25 protein-coding genes are annotated in these 23,195 nt (G+C 62.8%); 10 read left to right on the top strand and 15 right to left on the bottom strand.

Annotation, left to right across the window (positions count from 1 at the left end):
- Positions 1-80 precede the first annotated feature (80 nt).
- Both ACZYTC_RS14020 and ACZYTC_RS14015 read left to right on the top strand, forming a co-directional pair.
- On the top strand, positions 81-1,052 hold the full coding sequence (locus ACZYTC_RS14020) for an L-threonylcarbamoyladenylate synthase (RefSeq protein WP_434955484.1): 972 nt from the start codon (positions 81-83) through the stop codon (positions 1,050-1,052).
- 719 nt (positions 1,053-1,771) lie between these two features.
- Complete coding sequence (locus ACZYTC_RS14015; RefSeq protein WP_434955485.1) at positions 1,772-2,836, top strand: sulfotransferase family protein; 1,065 nt, start codon at positions 1,772-1,774, stop codon at positions 2,834-2,836.
- 235 nt (positions 2,837-3,071) lie between these two features.
- Here ACZYTC_RS14015 and ald read toward each other — a convergent pair whose 3' ends face one another.
- Positions 3,072-4,190 carry an alanine dehydrogenase gene (gene ald / locus ACZYTC_RS14010; protein WP_488989834.1) on the bottom strand — a complete coding sequence of 373 codons (1,119 nt, stop codon included), beginning with the start codon at positions 4,188-4,190 and terminating at the stop codon, positions 3,072-3,074.
- 159 nt (positions 4,191-4,349) lie between these two features.
- On the opposite strand from ald, the gene ACZYTC_RS14005 reads away from it, so the two are divergent.
- The gene (locus ACZYTC_RS14005) at positions 4,350-4,823 is read left to right on the top strand and encodes an Lrp/AsnC family transcriptional regulator (protein ID WP_434955487.1); all 474 of its coding nucleotides are present in this window, start codon (positions 4,350-4,352) and stop codon (positions 4,821-4,823) included.
- Positions 4,824-4,842: 19 nt separating this feature from the next.
- Here the strand turns inward: ACZYTC_RS14005 and ribB are convergent, their stop codons facing one another.
- The 6 genes from ribB to ACZYTC_RS13975 form a co-directional block, all read right to left on the bottom strand.
- The gene (ribB, locus tag ACZYTC_RS14000; RefSeq protein ID WP_434955488.1) at positions 4,843-6,138 is read right to left on the bottom strand and encodes a 3,4-dihydroxy-2-butanone-4-phosphate synthase; all 1,296 of its coding nucleotides are present in this window, start codon (positions 6,136-6,138) and stop codon (positions 4,843-4,845) included.
- A gap of 79 nt (positions 6,139-6,217) precedes the next feature.
- Positions 6,218-6,568, bottom strand: coding sequence for an anti-sigma factor (locus ACZYTC_RS13995; RefSeq protein ID WP_434955489.1), 351 nt, complete (start codon positions 6,566-6,568; stop codon positions 6,218-6,220).
- Positions 6,565-7,011 (bottom strand): sigma factor-like helix-turn-helix DNA-binding protein, encoded by a 447-nt coding sequence (locus ACZYTC_RS13990; protein WP_434955490.1) that lies wholly within the window; start codon positions 7,009-7,011, stop codon positions 6,565-6,567. Before ACZYTC_RS13990 ends, ACZYTC_RS13995 begins: the two co-directional genes overlap by 4 nt.
- 144 nt (positions 7,012-7,155) lie before the next feature.
- Positions 7,156-8,136 (bottom strand): nickel/cobalt transporter, encoded by a 981-nt coding sequence (locus tag ACZYTC_RS13985; RefSeq protein ID WP_434955491.1) that lies wholly within the window; start codon positions 8,134-8,136, stop codon positions 7,156-7,158.
- Positions 8,133-8,780: a DUF1007 family protein gene (locus tag ACZYTC_RS13980; RefSeq protein ID WP_488989833.1), complete on the bottom strand. Its 648-nt coding sequence runs from the start codon at positions 8,778-8,780 to the stop codon at positions 8,133-8,135. The genes ACZYTC_RS13985 and ACZYTC_RS13980 overlap by 4 nt, the downstream gene beginning before the upstream one ends.
- Positions 8,781-8,965: 185 nt before the next feature.
- The gene (locus tag ACZYTC_RS13975) at positions 8,966-9,979 is read right to left on the bottom strand and encodes a zinc-binding alcohol dehydrogenase family protein (protein WP_441772839.1); all 1,014 of its coding nucleotides are present in this window, start codon (positions 9,977-9,979) and stop codon (positions 8,966-8,968) included.
- Positions 9,980-10,082: 103 nt separating this feature from the next.
- Here ACZYTC_RS13975 and ACZYTC_RS13970 point away from each other — a divergent pair, with 103 nt between their 5' ends.
- Positions 10,083-10,457, top strand: coding sequence for a winged helix-turn-helix transcriptional regulator (locus ACZYTC_RS13970; protein ID WP_434955494.1), 375 nt, complete (start codon positions 10,083-10,085; stop codon positions 10,455-10,457).
- 22 nt (positions 10,458-10,479) lie between these two features.
- Here the strand turns inward: ACZYTC_RS13970 and ACZYTC_RS13965 are convergent, their stop codons facing one another.
- Entirely contained in the window at positions 10,480-11,178 is a 699-nt protein-coding gene (locus ACZYTC_RS13965; protein WP_488989832.1) for a DUF1045 domain-containing protein, read from the bottom strand.
- Between the two features lie 144 nt (positions 11,179-11,322).
- Positions 11,323-12,909 carry a gamma-glutamyltransferase family protein gene (locus tag ACZYTC_RS13960; protein WP_488989831.1) on the bottom strand — a complete coding sequence of 529 codons (1,587 nt, stop codon included), beginning with the start codon at positions 12,907-12,909 and terminating at the stop codon, positions 11,323-11,325.
- Positions 12,910-13,139: 230 nt separating this feature from the next.
- Here ACZYTC_RS13960 and ACZYTC_RS13955 point away from each other — a divergent pair, with 230 nt between their 5' ends.
- Entirely contained in the window at positions 13,140-13,397 is a 258-nt protein-coding gene (locus ACZYTC_RS13955; RefSeq protein WP_434955497.1) for a hypothetical protein, read from the top strand.
- A 34-nt stretch (positions 13,398-13,431) separates the two neighbouring features.
- Positions 13,432-14,376, top strand: a complete 945-nt coding sequence (locus ACZYTC_RS13950; RefSeq protein ID WP_434955498.1) for an alpha/beta hydrolase fold domain-containing protein — start codon at positions 13,432-13,434, stop codon at positions 14,374-14,376.
- A gap of 15 nt (positions 14,377-14,391) precedes the next feature.
- Here ACZYTC_RS13950 and ACZYTC_RS13945 read toward each other — a convergent pair whose 3' ends face one another.
- A complete protein-coding gene (locus ACZYTC_RS13945) occupies positions 14,392-15,744 on the bottom strand; it encodes an MATE family efflux transporter (protein WP_488989830.1) in 1,353 nt (450 codons plus the stop codon).
- A gap of 72 nt (positions 15,745-15,816) precedes the next feature.
- A complete protein-coding gene (locus tag ACZYTC_RS13940) occupies positions 15,817-16,242 on the bottom strand; it encodes a DUF1330 domain-containing protein (RefSeq protein ID WP_488989829.1) in 426 nt (141 codons plus the stop codon).
- Between the two features lie 204 nt (positions 16,243-16,446).
- Here ACZYTC_RS13940 and ACZYTC_RS13935 point away from each other — a divergent pair, with 204 nt between their 5' ends.
- Both ACZYTC_RS13935 and ACZYTC_RS13930 read left to right on the top strand, forming a co-directional pair.
- Entirely contained in the window at positions 16,447-16,782 is a 336-nt protein-coding gene (locus ACZYTC_RS13935) for a GIY-YIG nuclease family protein (RefSeq protein WP_434955501.1), read from the top strand.
- A 193-nt stretch (positions 16,783-16,975) separates the two neighbouring features.
- On the top strand, positions 16,976-17,245 hold the full coding sequence (locus ACZYTC_RS13930) for a hypothetical protein (RefSeq protein WP_434955502.1): 270 nt from the start codon (positions 16,976-16,978) through the stop codon (positions 17,243-17,245).
- Between the two features lie 214 nt (positions 17,246-17,459).
- Here ACZYTC_RS13930 and ACZYTC_RS13925 read toward each other — a convergent pair whose 3' ends face one another.
- Positions 17,460-19,058 (bottom strand): vWA domain-containing protein, encoded by a 1,599-nt coding sequence (locus tag ACZYTC_RS13925; RefSeq protein WP_434955503.1) that lies wholly within the window; start codon positions 19,056-19,058, stop codon positions 17,460-17,462.
- Between the two features lie 467 nt (positions 19,059-19,525).
- On the opposite strand from ACZYTC_RS13925, the gene ACZYTC_RS13920 reads away from it, so the two are divergent.
- On the top strand, positions 19,526-19,828 hold the full coding sequence (locus ACZYTC_RS13920) for a hypothetical protein (RefSeq protein ID WP_434955504.1): 303 nt from the start codon (positions 19,526-19,528) through the stop codon (positions 19,826-19,828).
- A 600-nt stretch (positions 19,829-20,428) separates the two neighbouring features.
- A complete protein-coding gene (locus ACZYTC_RS13915) occupies positions 20,429-21,016 on the top strand; it encodes a L,D-transpeptidase (RefSeq protein ID WP_434955505.1) in 588 nt (195 codons plus the stop codon).
- Positions 21,017-21,678: 662 nt separating this feature from the next.
- Here ACZYTC_RS13915 and ACZYTC_RS13910 read toward each other — a convergent pair.
- The 3 genes from ACZYTC_RS13910 to ACZYTC_RS13900 form a co-directional block, all read right to left on the bottom strand.
- The gene (locus ACZYTC_RS13910) at positions 21,679-21,867 is read right to left on the bottom strand and encodes a hypothetical protein (protein WP_149251642.1); all 189 of its coding nucleotides are present in this window, start codon (positions 21,865-21,867) and stop codon (positions 21,679-21,681) included.
- Positions 21,868-22,282: 415 nt separating this feature from the next.
- Entirely contained in the window at positions 22,283-22,501 is a 219-nt protein-coding gene (locus ACZYTC_RS13905) for a hypothetical protein (RefSeq protein WP_434955506.1), read from the bottom strand.
- A 207-nt stretch (positions 22,502-22,708) separates the two neighbouring features.
- A complete protein-coding gene (locus ACZYTC_RS13900) occupies positions 22,709-23,185 on the bottom strand; it encodes a hypothetical protein (RefSeq protein WP_488989828.1) in 477 nt (158 codons plus the stop codon).
- Between the last annotated feature and the right edge of the window lie 10 nt (positions 23,186-23,195).

Genomic DNA, 23,195 nt, shown 5'->3' with positions numbered 1-23,195 from the left:
CCTTCGACCTTGACGGAATGCGTGGCTGCGGGCAATGGCGCATCACGCATCGATCAACAGAAGAGCGGACGGCGGCCCTGATGACATATCGAAACACTTTGCATCTTGGGGCCGACCCGTCTTCCCTCGCGACGGCCGGACGTATCCTGGCGGAGGGCGGGCTGGTCTCCTTTCCCACCGAAACGGTATACGGCCTGGGCGCCGATGCCACCAATGGCCGAGCAGTCGCCGGTATTTACGAGGCGAAGGGCCGTCCACGCTTCAACCCGCTGATTGCCCATCTGGCTTCGTTCGAACTCGCTCGCGGCCAGGGTGTCTTCTCGCCAGCCGCCGAACGACTGGCCCGAGCCTTCTGGCCGGGGCCGCTGACGCTGGTCGTGCCGAAGGCGCCGACCTGCACGGTCAGCGAGATCGCCACCGCAGGGCTCGACAGCGTCGCCTTGCGCGTGCCCGATCATCCCGTGGCCCATGCCGTTCTCGAGGCTGTCGGCCGGCCTGTCGCTGCGCCCTCGGCCAATCGCTCTGGTCATGTCAGCGCCACCACCGCCGCCCATGTCGCCGCCGATCTCGACGGGCGCATCGATGCCATCGTGGATGGCGGCGGCACCAAGGTCGGTGTCGAATCGACTATCCTGTCCTGCCTCGGCGATCGAGTGGCGATGCTGCGGCCCGGCGGCTTGTCACGCGACATGATCGAAGACGTGCTCGGCTTTGCCCTCGCCGAGGGACCTGAGGGCGCAGGTGACGAGCCGGTGGCCCCTGGCATGCTGGCGTCCCATTACGCGCCTCGGGCCCATGTCAGGCTCGATGCCGAGAATGCCGAACCCGACGAAGCCTGGCTGGGGTTCGGGCCGGGTGGTGGCGAGCAGGCCCGCGTCTCTGCCAATCTCAGTCCGAGCGGCGACCTTACCGAAGCCGCCGCCAATCTCTTCGGCATGCTGCGCCTGCTCGACCGGGCCGACATTCATGCCATTGCCATCGCCCCCATTCCCGGTGACGGATTGGGCGAGGCCATACGCGACAGGCTCGCCCGCGCCGCCGCCGAGCGCTAGAGCGTTTTCCAGAAAAATTGATAGACTTTTCGATTAAGAAAACGCGCCGAAACAAAGAGTTAGAGAAAATAACGTTTCGAAGGAAGTCATTCTACTCTAGGGGGATGGCCCGCGTCGTAAGCAGTGCGGTTGGCTCGCCAGGCGCCGCTATCGACGCCCGGCCCGGCGGCATCCCTGCACCGGATTGTGTCTCCGGCTATTCCGGCGCGCCGATTCCTCCGCCGAGCTTCACCGCTTCATTCCTTCATTGGAGCGTACCTTTCAGGAGTGGAGAGCGAAGTTACGGTGTCTCGGGATAAATTCTTGTTGATCGGATAGGGCACGGCCGAGCCGTCGGGGCCCTCAGCGGCTTCAGATTTTGACGCGGCCTCACGTCTTCACTCGGCCTTCATGGCATCGAGCCTGGCGTGATCCGCTCAGGACCAATTTTATAATGTTTCCAAAACGATGGGTGTCCCGGCGCTGTCATGCCAGCGGGAAAGCTGCGTGAGCGCAGATTGGTTCACCGAGCCTGGAACTTTGGACAAGCGGGGACGTTGTCTTGCTGCCGGTTCGCTACGGCCGGTGCGGCTCTGTGGAAAAAATGAGAATAGCCTAAGGTTGAACCGACAGAAAAATTATGTTCCCTATCGCATGACGCTGGGTAGTTACTGGGGGGTGACTGAGTAGCAAGACAATCTCCAATCATCGGGATCGATTGTTCGAGCGAAGGAGACGCGATGTCGCATCATGTTCTTGTGGCCTGTATGCCTAAGTCAGCTTCGACATTCATAACCAGCGCCATAGCAAACGCGGTCAGTCTTAATTTAATCAATTTGATTCCAAGTTACGGACGCCGCGAGCAGGAACTTTGTGAAATCTGCCTGGCCCAAAACGCCGAGCTTGACTACGTCGCCCAGCACCACATCAAGCACAGCACTTGGACCGAAGAGCTGTGCCGCGATTATGACGTCTCCATCATTGTCCTGATCCGCAGCCTTTTCGATGTCGTGGTCAGCATCCGGGACCACGTCCATCGCGAAAGCCCGGTCAGCCCTGTCTTCTATCTCGACAAACAGCATCTTGGCCGGGACCGTGCCGAGCTCGAGCATATGATCGCGATGCTGGCGATCCCCTGGTACATCAATTTCTATATGGGCTGGCGCAGTTCGAAGGTCGCGCGGATCTTCATGTATGAGGATTTCATTGCCGATCCGGACAAGGCGATAGGCGAGATGCTGGCCTTTGCCAGCATCCCCGCAAGTACCGCGCAAATTGCTGCCGGTCTGGAGGCAGCAAGATCCAAGGGCAGCCGTATCAATGTCGGCAAGGCCGGTCGTGGCATGGACCTCAAACCGGAGACGGTCGCGATGATCATGGATATGGTGGACGCCTATCCTGAAATTCAGGATGACCCCTATGTCCGGATGATGAAAACCCAGGCGGGGAGTATCTTGGCTACGGGAACAGACGAAGTTGCAGCGCCGCTTCCTGCTACCGGCAAGCCGATGGTTCGTCCTTCTTTCGCGATGCGGGCAAGGCGTTATTACAGGCGCAAGGCGAGGTTGCTCGGCAAAAGACGTAACCCGCTCATGGCGACAGGGTTGCTGGCCATCGCCGCCCTCTATTATGCTTTCCTGAACAATCTCATCCCGAATTCGCTGAGTGGGGGGCGCGCCGATGACCTCATCGTGCCGGCCGCGCTGGTTTTCGTCGCCGCCCGATTGTTGACGGCAACCAAGATCAAGGCGGTGCCGGTGCCGTTCAGGGGGGACGGTGTGGCGACACCGGCGTCCTCGCGCTGATGCTAAAGCGTTTTGCGATTTGACGCAGTTACCCAGAATCGCAAAGACGCGTCAAAGCAAAGAGCTAGAGCAAACAAGCGTTTCCGACTAACGCGCTTTTGCTCTAGCCGGAACAACGCCAAACCGATGGTATCGTCGTCGATGCCTTCGATTTCGATCGAGTCCGCTCGATGCCGGCGCAGCCAAGACGCGCACCGGGAGCCACCTTTCAATGCCTCCCGGTACTGGACCGCGCTCAAGCGCCGACGAGGCTCTCGGCGCTGACATAGGCCAGGTCATGCGCTTCCGCCACCGGGCGGCAGGTGATCTTGCCATCCACCACGTTGAGGCCGTTGCGCAGATGCACGTCGTCGCGCAGTGCCTGCTTCCAGCCCTTGTCGGCCAGCGCGACGGCGAAGGGCAGGGTGACGTTGTTGAGCGCGAAGGTCGAGGTGCGGGCCACGGCGCCCGGCATATTGGCGACGCAGTAATGCACCACGCCGTCGACGACATAGGTTGGGTGGGAATGCGTGGTCGCCTTCGAGGTTTCGATGCAGCCGCCCTGGTCGATCGCCACGTCGACGATGACGGCGCCGGGCTTCATGCTGCGCACCATGTCGCGGCTGACAAGTTTGGGGGCGGCAGCGCCGGGAACCAGCACGGTTCCGATCAGCAGATCGGCGCGCTTCACCAGTTCCTCGATGGCCGAGCGGGTCGAGAATACGGTGGAGATCGAAGTGCCGAACTGGGCGGCAAGCCGCTTGAGGGCTTCGGCCGAGCGGTCGACCACGGTGACCTTGGCACCCATGCCTACGGCGATGGTTGCCGCATGCGTGCCCGAGACGCCGCCGCCGAGAATGACGACCTCGGCTGCCGGAACGCCGGGTACGCCGCCAAGCAGGATGCCGCGTCCACCCTGGGCCTTCTCCAGGCTGTGGGCGCCGACCTGGGGCGCTAGGCGACCGGCGACTTCGGACATCGGCGTCAACAGAGGCAGGGCGCCGGAGGCCGACGTCACGGTCTCATAGGCGATGCAGACGGCGCCGGAGGCAACGAGATCATGCGTCTGCTCCGCATCGGGAGCCAGATGCAGATAGGTGAACAGGATCTGGCCCTGGCGCAGCTTCTTGCGCTCGATCTCCAGTGGTTCCTTCACTTTGACGACCATGTCCGCCTTGGCGAAGATGATATCGGGATTGTCGACGATTTCGGCACCAGCACCGACATAGTCGGCATCCGAGAGGCCGGCGCCGACGCCGGCATTGGTCTCCACCCAGACCTCGTGGCCGTGATGCACCAGTTCCGCTACGGAAGAGGGGATCAGGCCGACGCGAAATTCATTGTCCTTGATTTCCTTGGGAACGCCGATCAGCATTGTTTTTGCCTTGTATGGTGATGAGGCTGGCCCTTGTCGTCGGACCTAGTCTAGAGCGGCATGATGGCGTGGAAATCGCGCAATTTCCCGCTGAAAACTCTGGCGTTTGAGCGGTTCTGTCGCATAGTATGCGACAAAATGATCCATTGATCGCCATTTATGCCGAAATCCGAGATCTCACTCGACATCCGCGACCGTGCCATTCTCAGGCTGCTGCAGGCCGATGGCCGCCTCACCAATGTCGACCTTGCCGAAAAGGTCAATCTGTCCCCTTCAGCCTGCCTGCGGCGGGTCAAGCTTCTGGAGGAGCGCGGGTTGATCTCGCGCTATGTCATGCTGCTGGATGAGAAGGAGGCCGGCTTGCCCGGAGTCGCCTTCGTGCTCGTTACGCTGGATCAGCAGGGGCGCGGCGCGCTCGATGCCTTCGAGGCTGCGATCCAGTGCCATCCGGAGGTGACAGAGTGCTGCCTGCTGGCCGGTGCCGCCGATTACATGGTGCGGGTGGCCTATGCCGACGCCGCCGATTTCGAGCGCATCCACACCGAGATCCTGACCCAGCTTCCCGGCGTGGTGCGGGTTCAGTCCACGCTGGCCTTGCGCAGCGTCAAGAAGACGACTGCGCTGCCGGTGTGAAGGTGTGATGTGACGGTCTTCAGACCGTCTCCGTGCCCTTGATCTCGATGCCGAAGCCGCTGAGGCCAATATAGGTGCGTGGCTTGGTCGAAAGCAGCCTGATCGAAGAGACGTCGAGGTCGCGCAGGATCTGGGCGCCGAGCCCGACCTCACGCCACTGTTCGCTGCGCAGGGCTTCCGAACCGTGTTCCGAGCCGTGGGTCACCATGGGCACGCCGGCGGTGCCGTCACGCAGATAGACGATTACGCCCCGGCCAGCTTCCTTGAACTTGGCGAGAGAGGCACCGAGCATCTTGGCGCCGCCGAACACATCCGTCACCACATCGGCGCGGTGCAGGCGGGTCGGTACATTCTCACCATCGCCGATCTTGCCGTAGACGAAGGCCAATTGCTGCACCTCGTCATAGGGCGTGGTGTAGGCATAGGCGGTGAGCGGCCCGATCTCGCTTTCCACGGTAAAGGTCGCTACGCGCTCCACCAGCTTTTCGCGGGCCTGGCGGAAGGCGATGAGGTCGGCGATCGAGACCATATGCAGGCCATGGGTCTCGGCGAAGGCCACGACCTCGGGTCCGCGCTTGACCGTGCCGTCATCATTGGCGAGCTCGCAGATCGCAGCGACCTGGGGCAGGCCGGCGAGCTTGCACAGATCGGTGGCCGCCTCGGTATGGCCGGAGCGCATCAGCACTCCGCCTTCCTTGGAAATCAGCGGGAAGATATGGCCCGGGCGTACGAAATCGCTGGCGCCCATATTGGAGTTGGCGAGCGCGCGCACCGTATTGGCGCGCTGCTCGGCCGAGATGCCGGTGGTCAGGCCATGCTTGACGTCGACCGTGACGGTGAAGGCCGTGCCGAGCGGGGCGTCGTTCTGCGACACCATGGGGTCGAGGCGCAGGCGCTTGGCCTCTTCCAGCGTCAGGGGGGCGCAGACGATGCCGCAGCAATGGCGGATGATGAAGGCCATCTTTTCGGTGGTGAGGTGGCTGGCGGCGATGATCAGGTCGCCCTCGTTCTCGCGGTCGTCGTCGTCGACCACCACCACGATCTCGCCGCGGGCGAAAGCCTCGAGGGCGGCTTGAATCTTTTGATGGGACACGACAGTCTCCTTGAGGTGCTCACGAACCGGGGCGAGGCCCAGAAAGTCATTGGGAGTGACGCTGCCGCCGGTTGCTTCGGCAATGCGTCCGGCGGTCTCGCGGGAAATCCACGCCGTTTCGTCATTGCACAGGGCGGTGATGCTCGCAGGCGACAGCCCCACCGTCCTGGCGAAGGTGCTGCGGGGCGTTGTGGTCTGTTTGAGCCAAGCGTCGAGTTTCATGGTGCCAAGGTAGGCACGGAGGAATTTAATTTCAACCGAAATGTTGGATAAATTTCAGTATTACTGAAAGGCAGGAGAATCAGATCCCGATCAGAGCCCTCAAGGTCGGCATGGCGAGGTCGAGCGCCAGGCCAACGGCGACACCGGCCGCAAAAATGCCGATATAAGTCCAAAGCGTGCTGTCGCGATGCCAGGCAACAGGCTTGTCGTTACGCAGTTTCAGCATCATCGAAAGGGGCAGGGGCTCGCGCGCGATGGGCGCGAGGGCGGCGTGCAAGGCCTCGCTCTGACGCTGCCAGGTCGCGGCGCGCTCGCTGCCCTGGGAATCGGATTCCAGTGCCTCGCGCGTTTCACGCTCCACCCGTGCGGAGAGCCGGCCATCGACCAGGGCATTGAAGATCCGGTCGGGAATACGGGTGGGCTCGGTCATTTCACGATCCGCAGCACGGCGTGGCGCTGGCCGTCCACCTGGCGCGAGAAAGCCTCGCGAGCTCGGGTGAGGCGAGCGATGAAGGCTTCTTCGCGCACCGCCAGCACGGCGGCAGCCGTCTCATAATCGAGCCCTTCGATGATGATCAGCGACAGGACCTCGCGGTCGGCCAGGGGCAGGCGGTCGAAAGCGCGAAGGATGTCGGGATGGCTGGAGCAGGCAGCCTTCATCGGCGGGCGTTGAGCCTTGAGCTGGTTTTCCCGGTCGTCGAGGTCGCGGCGGCGGGCAATCAGCGCCGTGAGCAGGCGGGGATAATCGAGACGCTTGCCCTCATGCGCGGACAGGATCTCGAGGACCAGGGCATCTGCCCCATCGGAATCATGGCTGAGCGCCCGGGCAAAGCGCCTCAGGCGCTGGACGACGGCTTCAATCTGCTGGCCCATCGGTCGATCCTCCGGCCGCCTCCGGCTGGCCGCTTCTCCCTGCGGATTGAGCCGGAAAGTCGAGCTGGGCGCACGCTTCGGTGCGCCCTCAGCCATCATACTGCGCGGCTTTTGGGGGGCCAAGTATTTTGGCGACGGCAAGAGCTATGCGGAGGGTAAATTTATCACGCCGGCAAGCAGGATGAGCCCGAGTGCGAACACCATGAAGGCAAGACCCATTTCGAGCGTGCGCACCGTGATGGCGGCGGCAAAGCTTTGCGGGGCGGCAAAGCGGACGGCAAGGCTCTTGGCCATCACCGCGACCGTGGCGATGGCGGCGATGGTGACGGCAGTGCCGAGGCCCATGGCGAAAGTCGCGATGATGCCCGAGCCGTAGATTCCCTGCCGCCAGGCGAACACCAGCACGATGATGGCGCCCGTGCAGGGCCTGAGGCCGGCGGCGAGGATCGCCCGCATGTTGTTGCGTTTGGCGGTGTCGCTGTCGGTCGGCAAGGCAAGATGGCCGCAATTGGCGTCGTGGACATGGATGCTGGCGCCGGGCAGGCCGAAACGGGCGGCGATCAGGCCCCACAGAGCGCGGCCCTTGCGCCAGAACAGCCAGGCACCGACTGCCATCACCATGAAGTTGGAGAGCCGCTCCAGCATCAGGGTGGAGGCATCCATGGTCTGGGCGGTGACGTTGAGGATGGCCGCCAGCACCGACACCATGGCGATGGCGGACAGCGCCTGCACCAGTGCGAAGGCGCAGGAGAGGGCGATGCCGCGCTTCACCGCCTCGTCATTGGCGAACAGATAGGAGGAGATGACCGCCTTGCCGTGCCCGGGGCCGGCAGCATGGAAGACGCCATAGCCGAAGCTGAGGGTGATCAGCGCGAGGCTGGCGGTGCCGTTCTGCTTGGATTCCTTCAGAGCATCGACGAGCAATTGATAGTAGCGGGCGGTTTCGCTGAGGATCCAGGCCAGGAAGGGACTGGCGGGGCCGGTGATCGATTGCTCCGGCCGGCTGATGCCGAAGGGCGTGCTCTTCTGGGCGAGCGCTTCGCCAGCCGCCAGCAGAAGCAGGAACAGGACCGCCGGCGCCCCCTGTGCGACCCGCCTGGCAAAGCGGCCGATACCCGTTGTCACGGGCAGTTCACCTGGATGTTGTTGGCGAATTTGGCACCGAAATCCTTGTTCTGGTCCAGCGCGCTGAAATAGGCCTCGTCGAGCTGCAAAGCGGCGGCCTTCTGGTCGTCGCTGGGTGGCTTGGGCCTGATGACGTTGAGCGCACAGCCCTGCGGGGGGCCATCGAGCTTGGCCGGGTTCTCGTCCTGCAGGGTGAAGGCGACATAATAGGTCGGATCGTAGATCTGGATCGCCAGCGCCTTCTGCCCCTGTGTCTGCGGAGAGGAGAGGGGCAGGAAGAAATGCAGGGTCAAGACGCCGTTGGCATAGTCGAGATAAGGGTCGGTCGGATCCTTGAACAGGAGCTCCTTGCCACCGAGTTTGGCAAAGGTGAAATAGCCGAAATCCTTGAGGTTCTCGACATTGGTCTGAGCCAAGGGGGCGAGGGTCTCGCGCGTGTAGCTGCCGTCCTTGTCTTGCTGCAGTCCCTGCGTGGCATAGGAGGAGAAGGCTTCGTCGAAGGTCCAGTGCTGCTTGACGCCGGTTACCCGCCCCTTGTCGTCGTAAACGATCTCGCTGGCTGAATCGACGAAGACATGTGGATGGGCCGCAGCCCGCCCAATGAGGCAGCCAAACAGTATAGTGGCGAGAAGAAGCGAGCGCATGAACGATCCAGATTGCAGCGGGCAGGAGCAGTAGCGATTCACCACCCGGCCGGTTGTAACCTGCCGAGTGGGGCGGAAGGATGGCGCCGCTCATGCCCAGCCTTTGGCGTTTGCTTGAGAGCGCCTGCGCTCCATAGCAAAATCCTGGTTCTGGAACCGTTAAGTTGACTTAATGGTCGCCGCTCTCAGAAGCCCTCCAGCACGATCTTACCCTTGGCGCGTCCGCTTTCTATCAGGGCGTGGGCCTGTTTCAAATTCTCGGCATTGATCGGGCTAAGCACCTGGCTGAGCGTCGTGCGGATCTTGCCTTTGTCGATCAATCCGGCGACCTCGTTCAGCAATTTTCCCTGCTCGTCCATGTCGGGTGTCTGAAAGATCGGACGGGTGAACATCAACTCCCAGTGGATCGAGGCCGCCTTGCGTTTGAAACCCATGATATCGAGCCCCTCCGGATCGTCGATGAGGCCGAACCGGCCCTGGGGCGCGATCAGTTCGACGATCTCGCCGAGATGGCGGTGGGTCTCGGTGGTGGAAAAGACGAAGGCGGGGGCGCCGATGCCGAGTGCCGCGATCTGTCCGGCGATCGGCTTGCCGTGATCGACGACGTGATGGGCTCCGAGTTCACGCACCCAGTCCTGCGTTTCGGGGCGGGAGGCGGTGGCGATGACCGTCACCTCGGTCAGTGCGCGCGCGAGCTGGATGGCGATCGAGCCGACCCCGCCGGCGCCGCCGACGATCACGATGGCATTGGCCGCTCCGGGCACAGGACGGCGAATATCGAGCCGGTCGAACAGCATCTCCCAGGCCGTGATGGCTGTCAGCGGCAGGGCTGCGGCTTCGGCATCCGAGAGAACTTTCGGCTTGTGGCCCACGATGCGCTCGTCGACCAGATGGAACTGGCTGTTGGCACCGGGCCGGGTGATCGAGCCGGCATAGAACACCTCGTCGCCGGGCTTGAAGGCGGTTACCGCTTCGCCGACCTCCACCACCCGGCCAACGGCATCCCAGCCCAGGACCTTCCATTCGCCCGCATCCGGCGAAGCCCTGCGCCGAACCTTGGTATCGACCGGATTGACGGAGATTGCCGCGACCTCGACCAGAAGGTCGTGGCCAGTTGCCTTGGGGCGGGGCAACTCGATGTCCTCGAGCGCCTTCGCAGCGTCGATGGCGCCCGCCGTCCTGTATCCGATCGCTTTCATGGCTTGTTCCTCATCGCTGATTGATATGAGCAAAATCTGTGCCTATGATCAATGATCGTCAATATGCACAAAAAACGCCTATAGTATCAAAAAGGATACTGTCATGGCCAAAGCGCGCCATTCCCGCTTCGATTGCACGCCGGGCTGTTCGGTCGAGGCCGCCATCGCCCTGATCGACGGCAAGTGGAAATCGATCATCCTGTTCCATCTGCTCTCGGGCACGCTGCGCTTCAGCGAGATCCGCCGCCATATCGCGAATGTCACGCCGCGCATGCTGACCAACCAATTACGCGAGCTGGAAGAAGATGCGCTGATCGAGCGCAAGGTCTATGCGCAGGTGCCGCCCAAGGTGGAATACAGTCTCTCGCCGCTCGGCCGCAGCATGGAACCGGTCCTGCTGGCGCTGAAGGCGTGGGGCGATGCCAATATCGGCCTCTATGGCAAGCCGCATGCCGTCGAAAAGGCGGACGCGGCCTGATTCCGTCGCCGGAAAACTCCGCTTAGAGCATGGCGATGTCGATGACCTGGAAACGCCCGCCATCCTCTTGGCGGAACAGGCCAAGGCGATCGATGCGCAGTCGAGGGGCGACCTTGAGCTCCTTTGCCCGGAGATCCAGGTGTTCGCCGATGGCCGGGGCGTTCTCGATGGCCCCCGACAGCGTCATATGGAAGCGGAATTCCTCCAGCACATGGGGGTAGCCATGGGCGTGGAGATAGCCGCGCTGGCGCTCGCTCAGGCGGTCTGGATTTCGGCGGGCGATTTCGGCGGGGGTCAGCGGCGCGCGCAGCCTGTCGAAATGCCTGACGATGCCGCCCTCGAGTTCGGCCAATTCACCCGGCGGCTCTGCCGGGACCATGGCGAGAAAGGCGCGGCCATCGCGCGAGGAAGGGATCGGCCTGATGACCCAGGCACCGAGATCGACCGGCCGCTGGGTCCTTGCGAAGGCGATGAAGTCCGATGCAAGAGCTGCCTCGTCCCAGCCGTCGGCGGCGCGGAAAGGGGCTTTCAAGGTGGCGTGGAAGCCATAGAGCCGGGGATCGGCAGTCATCTCATGCCAGGCGGAAGCGGTTGTAGCGGCAGGATGCCATTGGGGCACGTCCTGCCCAGTGAAGGCATCGTAACCCAGGACTTCGCTGCCGAAGCGCCAGAGCGCCGTGTCCGCAGCGGGCACATAATAGATCGCGTAACGTGTCGCCATTCTCAAACGTCCATGACCATTCCCGAGCAAAGCACGTCCATGATTGAGCGCTTGTTTGCTCCAACTCTTCGTTTCCAGCCAATCCGACGGGCTGGCTAGAGCGCCTTTGCGATTAGATGCGACTCCGTCCCATCGCAAAACGCTCTAGAGCCCAAGGGCACCACCGTCGGCGCGTGGGTCGTGCACGGCCTCGATGCGTCCGTCCCTGGTGTGGCGGACGAGCGCACCGGCATGGCCGAAGCTGTCTGCATAGGCCTCGCCGATGTCGAGGGGATGACCAGCACGGTCGAGCGCGTTGAGAAGGCTCTCGTCGAAGCGGTCTTCCAGCCGCAGCACGGATCTTCTTTCTTTCTCATCGCGAGCGAGGATGAAACGCGGGGCGTCGACGGAAGCGGCGAGGCTTTCGCCCAGGCGATAGCGTGAGAACAATTGCGCCAGGATCTGCGGCTGGGCATCGCCGCCCATGGTACCGAAGGGCATCACCCGGCCATCCGAAAACAGCGCCATGGCCGGGGCGAGGGTGTGAAAGGGCAGACGCCCGGGTGCCAGGGCGCGAGGCGAGCGGGCGTCCAGTGAAAAGGCCGTGCCGCGGTTCTGCATCAGCAAGCCGGTCTTCGGCAGCACCAGGCCCGAGCCATAATCCCAATAGATCGACTGGATGGTGCTGACGGCAAGGCCATCCTTGTCGATCGCGCCCATCCAGACAGTGTCGCCCCTGGCACCCGACAGTGGGGAAGGGGCGGCGCGCGCCATCGAAATCGCCGCGGCTTCGCTCTCCAGGAAGGCAGGCGTGAGGAAGGCGGCTGGATCGGCGCTCATCGAAACGGGATCGGCAATTTCGCGGTCTCGGATGGCCGCCGCTCGCTTGGCTGCCTCGACCAAGCCATGGATATGTTCGAAACTGCCCGCCCGCTTGAGGCCGAGGCGCTCGGCAAGGCCGAGGATGACGAGGGTGGAAAGCCCCTGCGTCGGCGGCGGCAGGCTATGGAGCGTGACCCCCTGCAGGGGCAGGCTCAGCGGTTCGCGCAGTCGCGCTTCATAGCGCCGGAAATCCTCCCGCGTGACGAGGGCACCGGCGCGGTCGAGATCGGCGGCGATTTCGCGGGCGGCGTCGCCACGATAGAAATCGTCGAGCCCAGCATGGGCGAGCTGTTCCAGCAAACCCGCGAGCGCCGGCTGGACGAGAAGGTCCCCGGCTTTGGGGGCTTCACCCGACGGCATGAACTGGGCGGCAAAGCCAGGCACGGTCTTGAGCTCGTCGATCTCGGCGGGCTCGACCCGGGCTTGCGAGGCCGATACGGCGATGCCGTCGCGGGCATGGCGGATGGCATCTTCCAGCAGCACGGCCATGGGCAGCCGGCCGCCGAAGGCCCTGGCCATGTCGGTGGCAACCTGCCAGCCGGCAATCGCGCCGGGAACAGTGAGGCTGGAAAGGGCGCCGCGAGACGGCACTTCATCATAGCCGAGATCACGCAGGGCCGAGATGGTGGCCCGGCTGCCGGCGGGGCCGCAGGCCTGGATCGCCCGGATGCGGCGGCCTTTGTCGGCGATCAGCCAGAAACCATCACCGCCTGCGCCGTTCATATGCGGATAGGTCACGGCGATGGTGGCCGCCATGGCGATCATCGCCTCGATGGCGTTGCCGCCCTGGATCAGGATGCGCTGGCCGGTTTCGCTGGCCGGATGATGGGGCGTGGCGACGGCGGCATGACCGAAGACGGGCGTTTCCATAGGGCAGTGCAGCTTTCCAAGCGCAGACTTACATGGATGATTTGTCATCTACAGCGTTTCGCGCTCCGGTGGAATCACCAAGAATCGCAAAGACGCGTCGAAACAAGGAGTTAGAGCAAAGAGGCGTTTTCGCCATCCATGCGCTTCGTTCCACAAGGGGCGTAGCAAAGCGCGGCGTGATGGTATAGAGGCATGGGACGACATTCACGAAAGCCGTCGGGGAGCCGATTTTGCCCAGCTCTGAAAAATCCATCAATTGGACCAGCCTGATCACCGTTTGCTCGGCCGCCATTCTGATCGGCACCGAACTGCTCGGTGCGGCCTGGGCCTCCGGCTGGGCGCTGGCGGGATTTTTCCAGCTCGGACCCACGGTCGAGATCATCCTGCAATGCGTGTTCGGCCTCGTGGCCTTCTATGCCATTTTCGTCTTCCTCAGGCAGGCCAGCCGGGTCGAGTCGATTTTCAAGCGTGAAGGTGCCAGGTCCTAAGACGAAGGCTCCTGAGACACCGCCCGACGGCGGGATGCCGGAGACTGCCGAACCCAGTCTCGCCTCGCGCTCGCTCCATGGCCTGTTTCGTCTGCTCAGGGTGAAGGATTGGGCAAGGCCGCCGGTTCTGCAGGCGCTGATCCGGCTGAGCCGCCGGACCGGCCCTGCGCTGCCCTCCGCCCGCCTGCGAAATCTTTGTGAGATCCGGCAGGAAGTGGCGCATGGCGACCGGGTGTTCCATCTCGGACCGCGGGACGGCGGCAAAGCGCCCTTCCATCTGCTCTACCTGCATGGGGGCGCCTATTCGTTCGCGATCAGCTTCCTGCATTGGCGCTTTCTCGACGACCTGATCCGCCGCACTGGCTGCAGTGTCACGGTGCCTTTCTACCCGTTGGCTCCGGAAAACGGTCATCGGGAGGCGCTGGCAAGTGTGCTGGCGCATTACACGGATCTATGCGCCCATTTTGCCCCGGAGCGCATGGTGGTGATGGGCGATTCGGCCGGAGGCGGGCTCGCGCTTGCACTGGCCCAGGCTCTGGTCGCGGCCGGCCACCCCCAGCCCGGCCAGATCGTCCTGCTCTCACCTTGGCTTGACCTCACCATGAATGATCCGGCGACACTGGCGCATGTGCCGCATGATCCCGTGATCACGCCGGAGGCGGCCCGGGCGGCAGCGCGTCTTTACGCCGGCGACCTGCCGCTGGACGATCCCGGGATCAGTCCGCTTTATGGCGAGATGCGGGGGCTGGCGCCGGTCACCGTCATGACCGGCACCGCGGATCTGCTCAATCCCGAGGCCCACAGATTGGCCCAGCGCCTGGAACGGGCTGGACAGCCCGTCGAACTCCTTGAGCAGGCCGGCATGGTGCATGCCTGGATGCTGCTGCCGCTGCCGGAGGCGGAACGCGCACGCGGGCAAATCGGTGATCTGTTGAATGCGCGCTTCGGACCGGAGGGCAGGGCAGGTCTTTCGGCCTGACCCCTGGCCTTTGTCTCATGTCAGCCGCCGCGCCGGCCTCTTCGACCAGACCAGGCCGTAAAAGCCGGCCTGGAGTAGCAGGTTGGCCGCAAATCCGGCGGCGTAGCCGATCCAGATGCCGGACAAGCCTATTTTCGCATCCAGCAGGCAGGCCAGCGGCACCTCGACCAGGACGATGGCGGCCATGAACAGGCCTGTCGGCACCAGGACCGTGCCATCCGCCCGCATGACCCCGCTGAGCACCGCTGACCAGCCCGCGAGCACCACGCTCCACAGCACGATATGGAGGAGATCCACGGCGACAAGAGCCGTGGCGGCTTCGGTGATGAACAGGCCGATGGCCACCGGGGCAAGCATATAGGCGGCAACCACGAAGGCGCCTGTCGTAACCAGGTTCAGACGCAGCCCGGTCACCAGGATAGGTCCGACAACGCCTAGCCGGCCTGCGCCGATACTGTGCGACGCCAGGACCGTCGCCGTGATTCCTAGCGACATCACCGGAAATTGCACCCAGCTCATGATCTGGTTGATGGCGCCATAGCTGGCGGTGGCGCCGACTCCGTGCCGATTCACCAGGCCGAGCAGCACCAGTTCCGCCACAGCCATGCTCATCATCTGGCAGGCTGTCGGCAGGCCGATACGCAGGATGGCCGAAGCGAGCAAGACGTCGAAGGTTGGAGCTCGAGGCGTCGTCGGCGCGAGCGGATGCCGGCGGCGATGCCAGTGCCAGGCGAGCCAGAGCAGCGACAGCGCATAGGCGCCGATGGTGGAGAAGGCGGCGCTCGTGACGCCAAGACGGGGCAGTCCTGCCCAACCTTCGATCAGGGCCGGCGTGGCGGCAAGAGACAGCGCTGTCGCGATGACGAGCACGAAAAGCGGCGAGACGGCGTCGCCGACGCCCCTGCTCATCGAGGTGACGAGCCAAAGCAGGAAGATGACGGGGCAGCCGGCCGTCATCAGGCGCGCATAGTCGACAGCCGCCTGCAGGACCGCCGCAGGCGTGCCGAGGGCCTGCAACAGGCCGGGAATGGCGAAGTGGCCGAACAGGGCTATCGGCAGGCTGAGGGCGAGCAGCATCACGATGGCGGTGGCGGCGATACGGCGAACGCGCGGTCGATCGCCCGCGCCCCAGGCCTGGCCGATCAGCACGGCGGCGCCGCTGCTCAGGCCGATCACCAGCGAGAGCGCCAGGAACAGGATCGGAAAGAAGGCCGATACCGCGGCAATGGCTTGGAGACCGAGAAGCTGGCCGATCCAGATGCCGTCGAGCGTGCCGGAGGCAGCCTGGAGGACATTGGTCAGCATCATCGGCAGGAGAATGCCGAGATAGAGGCGCCACAGGGGGCGAGAGGGAGAAGAGGATGACATGGCGGATACCGGGCAAGCGGATGCATTCCGGGCGGCGGGCCACCAGGTGGATGCAGGAAAGCGGGGCTGAAATCAGGCGGGAATCGGCAGTTGCGTGAGCGGCAACAAGCGTGAATCGGCCAGGGCGGCGGTGCGGTGCCCGAGCCCGGCGAGGTAGCCCTCATCGTCGGCAAAGGCGAGGAAGCCCCGTACGGAGGCCTGCCGCACGAGCGCGACCTGGTCCCACCGTTCCGTTTCCGGACCGATCAGGAAAGGCCCGCCGGCGCCGAGAAACAGCAGCTCGCCACCGCTTCGGGACAGGAAGGGCAGGGTGTGGACGACATAGCGCCGAAAGGCTTCCTCGCCGCTGATCGGCGCGATGGGCGCGAGTTCCGGCGAGGCCGAATAGTCGGCGACCTCGCGAAAACGCAGGAGATTGAGCATGGCGACCGGGCCGGCAAGACCCCGCGTCACGAAGTCTCGTCCGGCCTCCTGCGTGGGAGAAAGATAAGGCGGCATGGATTTTCCTCGGCATCCAGGAGGCGTCCGGCTTGGGCGAACAGGTGTCCGCCGCTGGGCAGACTAGCGATGAAACTGGCGGCATTATATCCGGGTGAAATTTTCCTTGTCAATATACCCGGGTAATATTGCGTAGCTTGCTGTTCTGGTTTACGGCTGCGTGCAATTGCAACGCCATTCCGCTTTGGTCCAAGGAGGCCGCCCATGAAACGTGAAGATCGCAAGGCGGTTGTCGACGCCTATAAGAAGCGCAAGGTCGCGGCTGGCATCTACGCCCTTCGCTGCACGGAAACGGGGGATTGCTGGGTCGGCCGGGCGCCGGACCTTTCGAAGATCCGCAACAGGCTCTGGTTCACCCTGGGTCAGGGCGCCAGCCTGAACCAGGGCTTGCAGTCCGCCTGGAGCAGGCACGGAGAGCGCACCTTCAGCCTGGAGATCATCGAACAGATCGAGGATGAAGAGGTTGCTTTCGTGCGCGAGCGAACCCTGAAGGAACGGCTCGATCATTGGGTGGCGACCCTGGCGGCAAAGCCGATCTGATGTCGTCATTTCCGGAAGATGGCAGCGTCTTCGCGCCTCTTCGCCCTAAGGCGCCGTGCGATGCCGAAGGCAACTGGTCTCGATCCGGACGAGCCTCCAACTCATGCTTGTGACGGCCTCGAGCGACGTGGCGCTTCTCATTTGCCATCGGAGCAGCGCATGATGCGGAAGGCGGTCACCGGGGGCCCTTCGCATGTCCGATCTTCCAAGCGACGATCAGCTTCGCATCACGCTGGCGCGAACACTCGGCCTGGTCTTCGAGGATTGGAGCATGCCCGATCCGACCCGAATGGAACTGGATGTCGAGCAGGCGATTCGACAGGCGGTCCGGCGAGCCTGGCCGGACTTGACCGTCGCCACGGTGATAGCCGGTCTTCGGCATGAAGGTGAAGTCGATACCATCGATCTTCTGATGGCCGACACCCGAAGCGGCACCAAGCGGCGATATTTGGTGTTTCCCTGAGGCTGCGTGCTTTCGCAGCTGAACGGCTTTTTGCTTCGATTGCGGTTTTCGAGGTGTCCTTGCGAGTCCAGGCGCTTCCGTCAAATCACGAAATGGGGTGGTCGCCGCCGAGAACGACGGTCTCGCGGCAACGCACCACCGCTCGCCGGCGCGAAGAAGAGGGGCGGCAATTGCGCCGAGATACTATCGCAACCGCCGCCCCCTGAAGGCAGGGTCATTGAGGCAGGGCCAGTTTCACCTCATTGCGTGCGCCGGCCTTGATCTCGATGTCCTGGGTGACATTGACGTCGCCCTTCCACGCGCTGGCCGTGTATTTGCCTGCGGGTAGAACGTAGCTCATCGACGTATCGTAGTTCCGCGTGATTTCCTCCGCGTCATCACCATAAATGCCGGTCCGCGGGACGGTGATGCGGATCGAATCTGCGCCCGGCGCGGTGATGGCGACAAGGCCGGCGTCGAGCGGGAAGGAAGCCGTCACCGTCTCACCGGTCTTGATCGTCAGCGGGAAGACGCGATCCACGCCATCGACTTTGATACGGACGCGATAGGTGCCTTCGGGCAGATCGAAAACAGGCTCGGCGGCATAGTCGCCGATCAAGGAGGACTCGCCTTCGGCTGCTTCGGAGCCAACCAAGATATCGACACGGGGATCCTTTACGGCGGAGCCTCCCGGGGAAAAGGTGACCTTGCCCTTCAGCTTGCCGACACCGGCAATGACCTCGACAGGAACCGTTTCACCGGGCGCGATTTCGATATCGCGGGTCTGGACGGCTGCGCCAAGCTTCAGCGTGACACTATATTCGCCCGCCGGGAGGATGACCCCGGTCTCGGCGTCATAGCCGGTGAACAGATCAGCGCTGCTGCCTTTGGGTTTCACGGTCCAGACCACATAGCCCTTTGCCGTTTCGGTCGCCGTGCGCTTGGCGCGCAGTCCGATGCGGCCCGCGTTCAACGCCATGTCGACACGGTTCATCTCGTTGGCCTTGATGGTAATGGGGGCCTTCACGCTCGCCTCGCCTGCCGTGAGCGTGAGGATATAGTCGCCCGGCTCAACCTGTTCGTGGATGTTGGCGTTGTAGCTCGTCATCACCACTTCGGATGTCGTGCCTTCCGGCGCGGGGCGGGTGAGTTCCCATCGCACGTCGTCGGTGATCGGGTCGTCGCCCACGGCCAGCCGGGCATAGCCCGTCAGGTTCCAGTCCGGTTTGGGTTCCGCCTTCGGCTCAGCCTTGGGTTGCGGGGCCGGTGCAGGCGCCGGATTGCCTTGGGCGGTGTGCACGGCCTGCTGGATGGCCTTGGTGAGTTCGCCGGCATCCTCGGCCTGCAGGGCGATGCCGCCCGTCGCCTCCGCCATGCAGCGCAGTTCGCGGTTGGCTTCGGGATCCTTGATGTCGAAGCCGACGGTGTCGACGACGAGGTCTATATCGGCCTTCTTCAGGGCTGCGGCCACCTCGCAGGGGTCTGCGTTGCAGGTTTCCACGCCGTCGGAGACCAGGATGATGGTCGACCGGCCTTCCTGCCCCTTCATCGCTTCGGCGGCGGTTCGCACGGCGTCGGTCATCGGCGTGCGCCCTTTGGGCGACAGGCCGCCGACCATGGCCATGAACGCCCGCTCGTCGACCGGGCCGACCGGTTTGAGCATCTCTATGTCTTTGCAATCGCCCTTGCGACGATGGCCATAGACGATCAAGCCGAGGTGATCGTCCGCCGGCCAGCCTTTCAGGATGGTACCGACGGTTTGGCGTGCGGCCTCGATCTTGGTGATGTCACCAACCTTGCCCCACATGGAGCCCGAGGCGTCGAGCACGAGCATGACGCGTGCTCCCTCTTCTGCCCTTGCGCTCATTGCAAAAGGCAATAGGGCGCCAGCCAGGCCGAGGAGACCTGGAACAAGGGCATAAAGACTTTTCCGCATAGTAAACTCCAATGAAACGGTCGATCGGACATTTGTGCGGTCAGGTTCGCTTCTTGCCGTTTCAAATATAAGCAAATGTTGTGACACTCAAGCGCGCTGCAGCATGTGTCTATGTTGACGATTACCTCTGTGCGCTTTCGCATAGTTTGACGGGGATGCGATGATGTTCACTCAGTGTCGATGGTGCTCGCCCCGGTGCCTTTCCCGAATGACCCTTCCGGTCGATGGATAGGCGGCATGCTGATACCGCCCCGCAGCGATGTGCGAAAACGCACAGCGCGAAGGGGCCGTTTCCAATTAACCATTGCTGCATCAGCGGGGCCGCAAATCAGCACGAGCCCACGCAAAATCGTCGGGGACTATCGATGTTGACCTCAAACGCACGCCTGGCCTGGAATGACGACATCGACATGTCGGCGCCAGATATCACCGAGCTGCATCGCGCCTACATGCTTTCGATCCGTCAGCACCAGCGTCTGTTGGGCGAGCTTTGCGCGACGCTCTCCAACCTCGGTGTTGCCATCGACAATTCTCCTCTCGACTCGCAGATGCGGGATGCCCTTTCCGCCGGCGTCGGCCGTCATGTCGACCTGGCCCGCGGAATCATCGCCGGAATCGACAGCGCGCTGAGCTTCTCGGCGCCGACGCGTCCGTCGACCGCTCATTGACGAATAGTCGCTGCTGCGGCGGCCGGCTGTGCCGAAAGGCACAGGGGTGCAGCGACCGGGAAACCGGGTTGCCGTGGACGTCACTCTACTCTCCATAGCAGTAACTTGAGCGGGCAGGCCTTGCAGGAGGCTTGCCCGCTCCTTTCAGCATGGACCTATCGCAGAGAACGAACTTTACGCGTGGTCTCGCTCCGGGAAGAAGATGCGGCTTTGCCGAGGGCATGAGGCCCAATATTTGCTCTTGCCCCAGTTGCCTCCAGTAAATGAGGGGACCTCTCTCGGGGCAAAGTGCGTTTAGGCATGGACGCCCGCTTGCTCTAATTCTTTGTTTCGACGTGTCTTTACGGCTCTTCGCGATGCGGCCAAATCGCAAGACGCTCTGGCGCCGGGGCTCCCGGGTGTCTGGCGTGGCAGCGTATGATATCGGCAACACTTCTTGTTTTTTAATCACACCGCATTGACACCCACTGGTTGTTTCATTTTTGTACTGTCCATGTGTTGAGTTTTCCGGCTCTCGTCTGCCTGGTACCGCCGGACTTAACCGAACAGTAACCATAATGATGGCGGTACTAGCTACGCGCTGACGTATTCGGGGGTACTATGAAACTGGTCCATTTCGCCATGCTCGCGGTCATGTCGCTGAGTCTGGGCGCTTGCCAATACACCAAGACGGCCGATCCCGTGCTCTCGGAGCGGGACGCGCAGTTCATGGCGATGATTCCCACCGGCGACGTGGACAAGATGTTTGCCCGCTACATGGTCGACAATCCCACTGGCGAACCGGCGGGCGTAGTGGTTGTCGAGACCAAGCAGCATCTGCTCTATTATACGCTGCCCGACGGCAAGGCGATGCGCTATGGCGTGGCCCTCGGCAGCGAGGCCTTCGGGTGGACGGGTGAAGCCGTCATCGACCACAAGGCCGAATGGCCGACCTGGAATCCGCCGGCCGAGATGATGGTGCGCTGGCCGCATGTCAAGCGCACCGAAGGGGGGTGGACCAACCCGCTGGGCGCGCGTGCGCTTTACCTCTTCCAGGGCGGCAAGGACACGCTCTATCGCATTCACGGCACCAACGAACCTGAGAAAATCGGCCGTAGCGTCTCGTCCGGCTGCATCCGGATGCGCAACATCGACGTGATCGATCTCTATAACCGCGTTCCCGCCGGTACGAAGGTGATCGTGCGCTGAGGCGGATTTCGGCGGCGTGCTCGTCACGGCGCTGCATCCAAGGTAATTTCGACAAGAGCCCCGGATCGCACTGGGGCTTTTTTGTTGGCCCTGCTGCCCCTGGGGCAGCTTCGTGTCGGCGGGACGAGCCGCGGGCATTCGGCGGAAACCTGCCGACTTTCCGGATCTGGCCAATCGGGCTTCGGCCCATATGCGAATGAAAGCCCGGCGTGGGGGACTATGCGCGAGGCGCTTCAGTATCTTCCATGGGCTTCTGACTTCCGCTGGTTTGGCGGCGGCTGCGTGGCAGCGATCGGTCATTCGTGTCGAGTGGAGGAGGATGAAGGCGGGACTGCGGCGCCAACCAGATTCACGCCGTGCTCGCACCCGATCTTCCCGGGCCTGGTATCGGCAGGCGTGAGGCGCCTTCGACAAAGGCCGATATCTGGCTGGAGCCTAGTCTGATCGGCTGCATAAGCATGCAGGGACCCGAGACGAAGCTCAGCACCGGATGAGCGCGGCCGAAAATGGCGTCAGCCGCCGGCTTCGGCGTATGCTTGCCTGGCGGGCCGGTTGATACGGGTCCCAATGCCACCTGCCTCGGCAGGCAAAGCGTCGCATCCGGACAAACCTGCCGCCGATTGCGGCAGGTCCAGTGCCGTAAAGGAAAGTATAGCCGGGTCTTACGACTGGGCCATTTGCTGGAGGCGCGTATAGGCTGCCTCCGCGCTCATCTGGCGCTGATCCTTTTCCTTGCGGGCTGCCCCGACGGCGGCGGCCAGAGCCGGGATGGCGATCTTGCCATAACGATCCTCGAGCTTTTCCCGCTTCTCTTGCGCGGGCTGCTGGAGACGCGATCCCTCGATGTCCATAATCTGGTCCTCAACCAAGGTACACGACAATTACGTGCACAGATTTACGCAGTTACGACAACAACTTGGCTCATAATTGACAGCGAAGGCGTGGGAATTATGACGGAGCGGCGACATGATTATCTTATTTGCGACATCGCCGTCATTTTACTGCAACATGTTGCAAGAACGTCACAAGTAAATAAGCCTCAGCTCATAAAGAAAGCCGCGCTTTGCGGCGCGGCTGCGATGCTTTCATAAGTTCAATGTTACCGATATGCCGCGCCTCTATCGTTGCGGTCGTGTCGCATATCGACAAATGCGGGATGCTTTCGCCTAAAGTGTTTTGCGATTCAGCGGTAACGCCAGAATCGCAAAGACGCATCGAACCAAAGAGCGAAAGCAAAGCAGGGTTTGGCTCTAAACGCGCTTTGCCTTAGGCAGCGAGGTCGTCGTCTTCGTCGCGCAGGCAAGCCGGCATCTCATGCTTGGGCTTCTCCGGCTTGGCGACAACGCGTGCCACCTGGGCCGCTGCCGCGGCGACGGCCGAAATGCCGATGGCGCGATAGAGATGCTGGAGCTGCTCGCGCGGGGAGCCTTGCGGCGGTGCGAGCGCTTCGCTTGGTCGGTCGGTAGAAAGAGGGGAGGTCGTCATAATTAACTCCATACGCAACGACACGCTCTACTTGTTTTCACCCTGAGGGTGCTTTGAAGCGAGGTGAAGGCCGGACTGTGAATATTTGGCGGCGAAAGTATCATGGTTAACGTGAAAGCCCCGTGATACTTCGCACGGCATGACCAGCAATATACGCCGGGCCACCTGAATGTTCGATTAACCAGGCCCGGTGGCGCGCGAAAATTCTCACACGTGCGGCAGGGCCCAGGGCTGTACGCTGACGATGGACCAGGCCGTGCCGCTCTTGCGGCAGCTCTTGCCCTGATACCATTGGGTCGGGCCCTGGCCGCCCTGGGCTGCGACGAAGCTGCGGCAGGTAAGCTTGTTTTCGGCATAGCTATCGGCAACCGGAGTGACCAGGCCATGTACGCCGGTTGTCATGCTGGACCACGCTATGGAGGCGCCCGGATTCTGGGGGTCCATTCCCGCCTGCAGCGCAGCCTTGGCTTGCTGCCAGTCGGCATCGGTCATGCTGGCGTTCAGGCGGATGTCCTGTTCGGGGATCGAACCTGTCGTCGTCTTGTCCTCGGCCGAGCCGAAGATCGGGCCGAGGGGCGTCGAAATGGCGCAGCCTGTCAAAATGACACTGGCGAACAGCACTGACAGTGGGCCGCGGACGCGGTAGGCGTTATAACCGCCCTTGAAGACGAACAGGCTGAACACAGTGGAGCCA

The sequence above is a fragment of the Labrys sp. F242 genome (genome assembly GCF_057813875.1).
The sequence above is the reverse complement of the archived record's forward strand: the minus strand, read 5'-3'. Positions and strand labels throughout refer to the sequence as shown.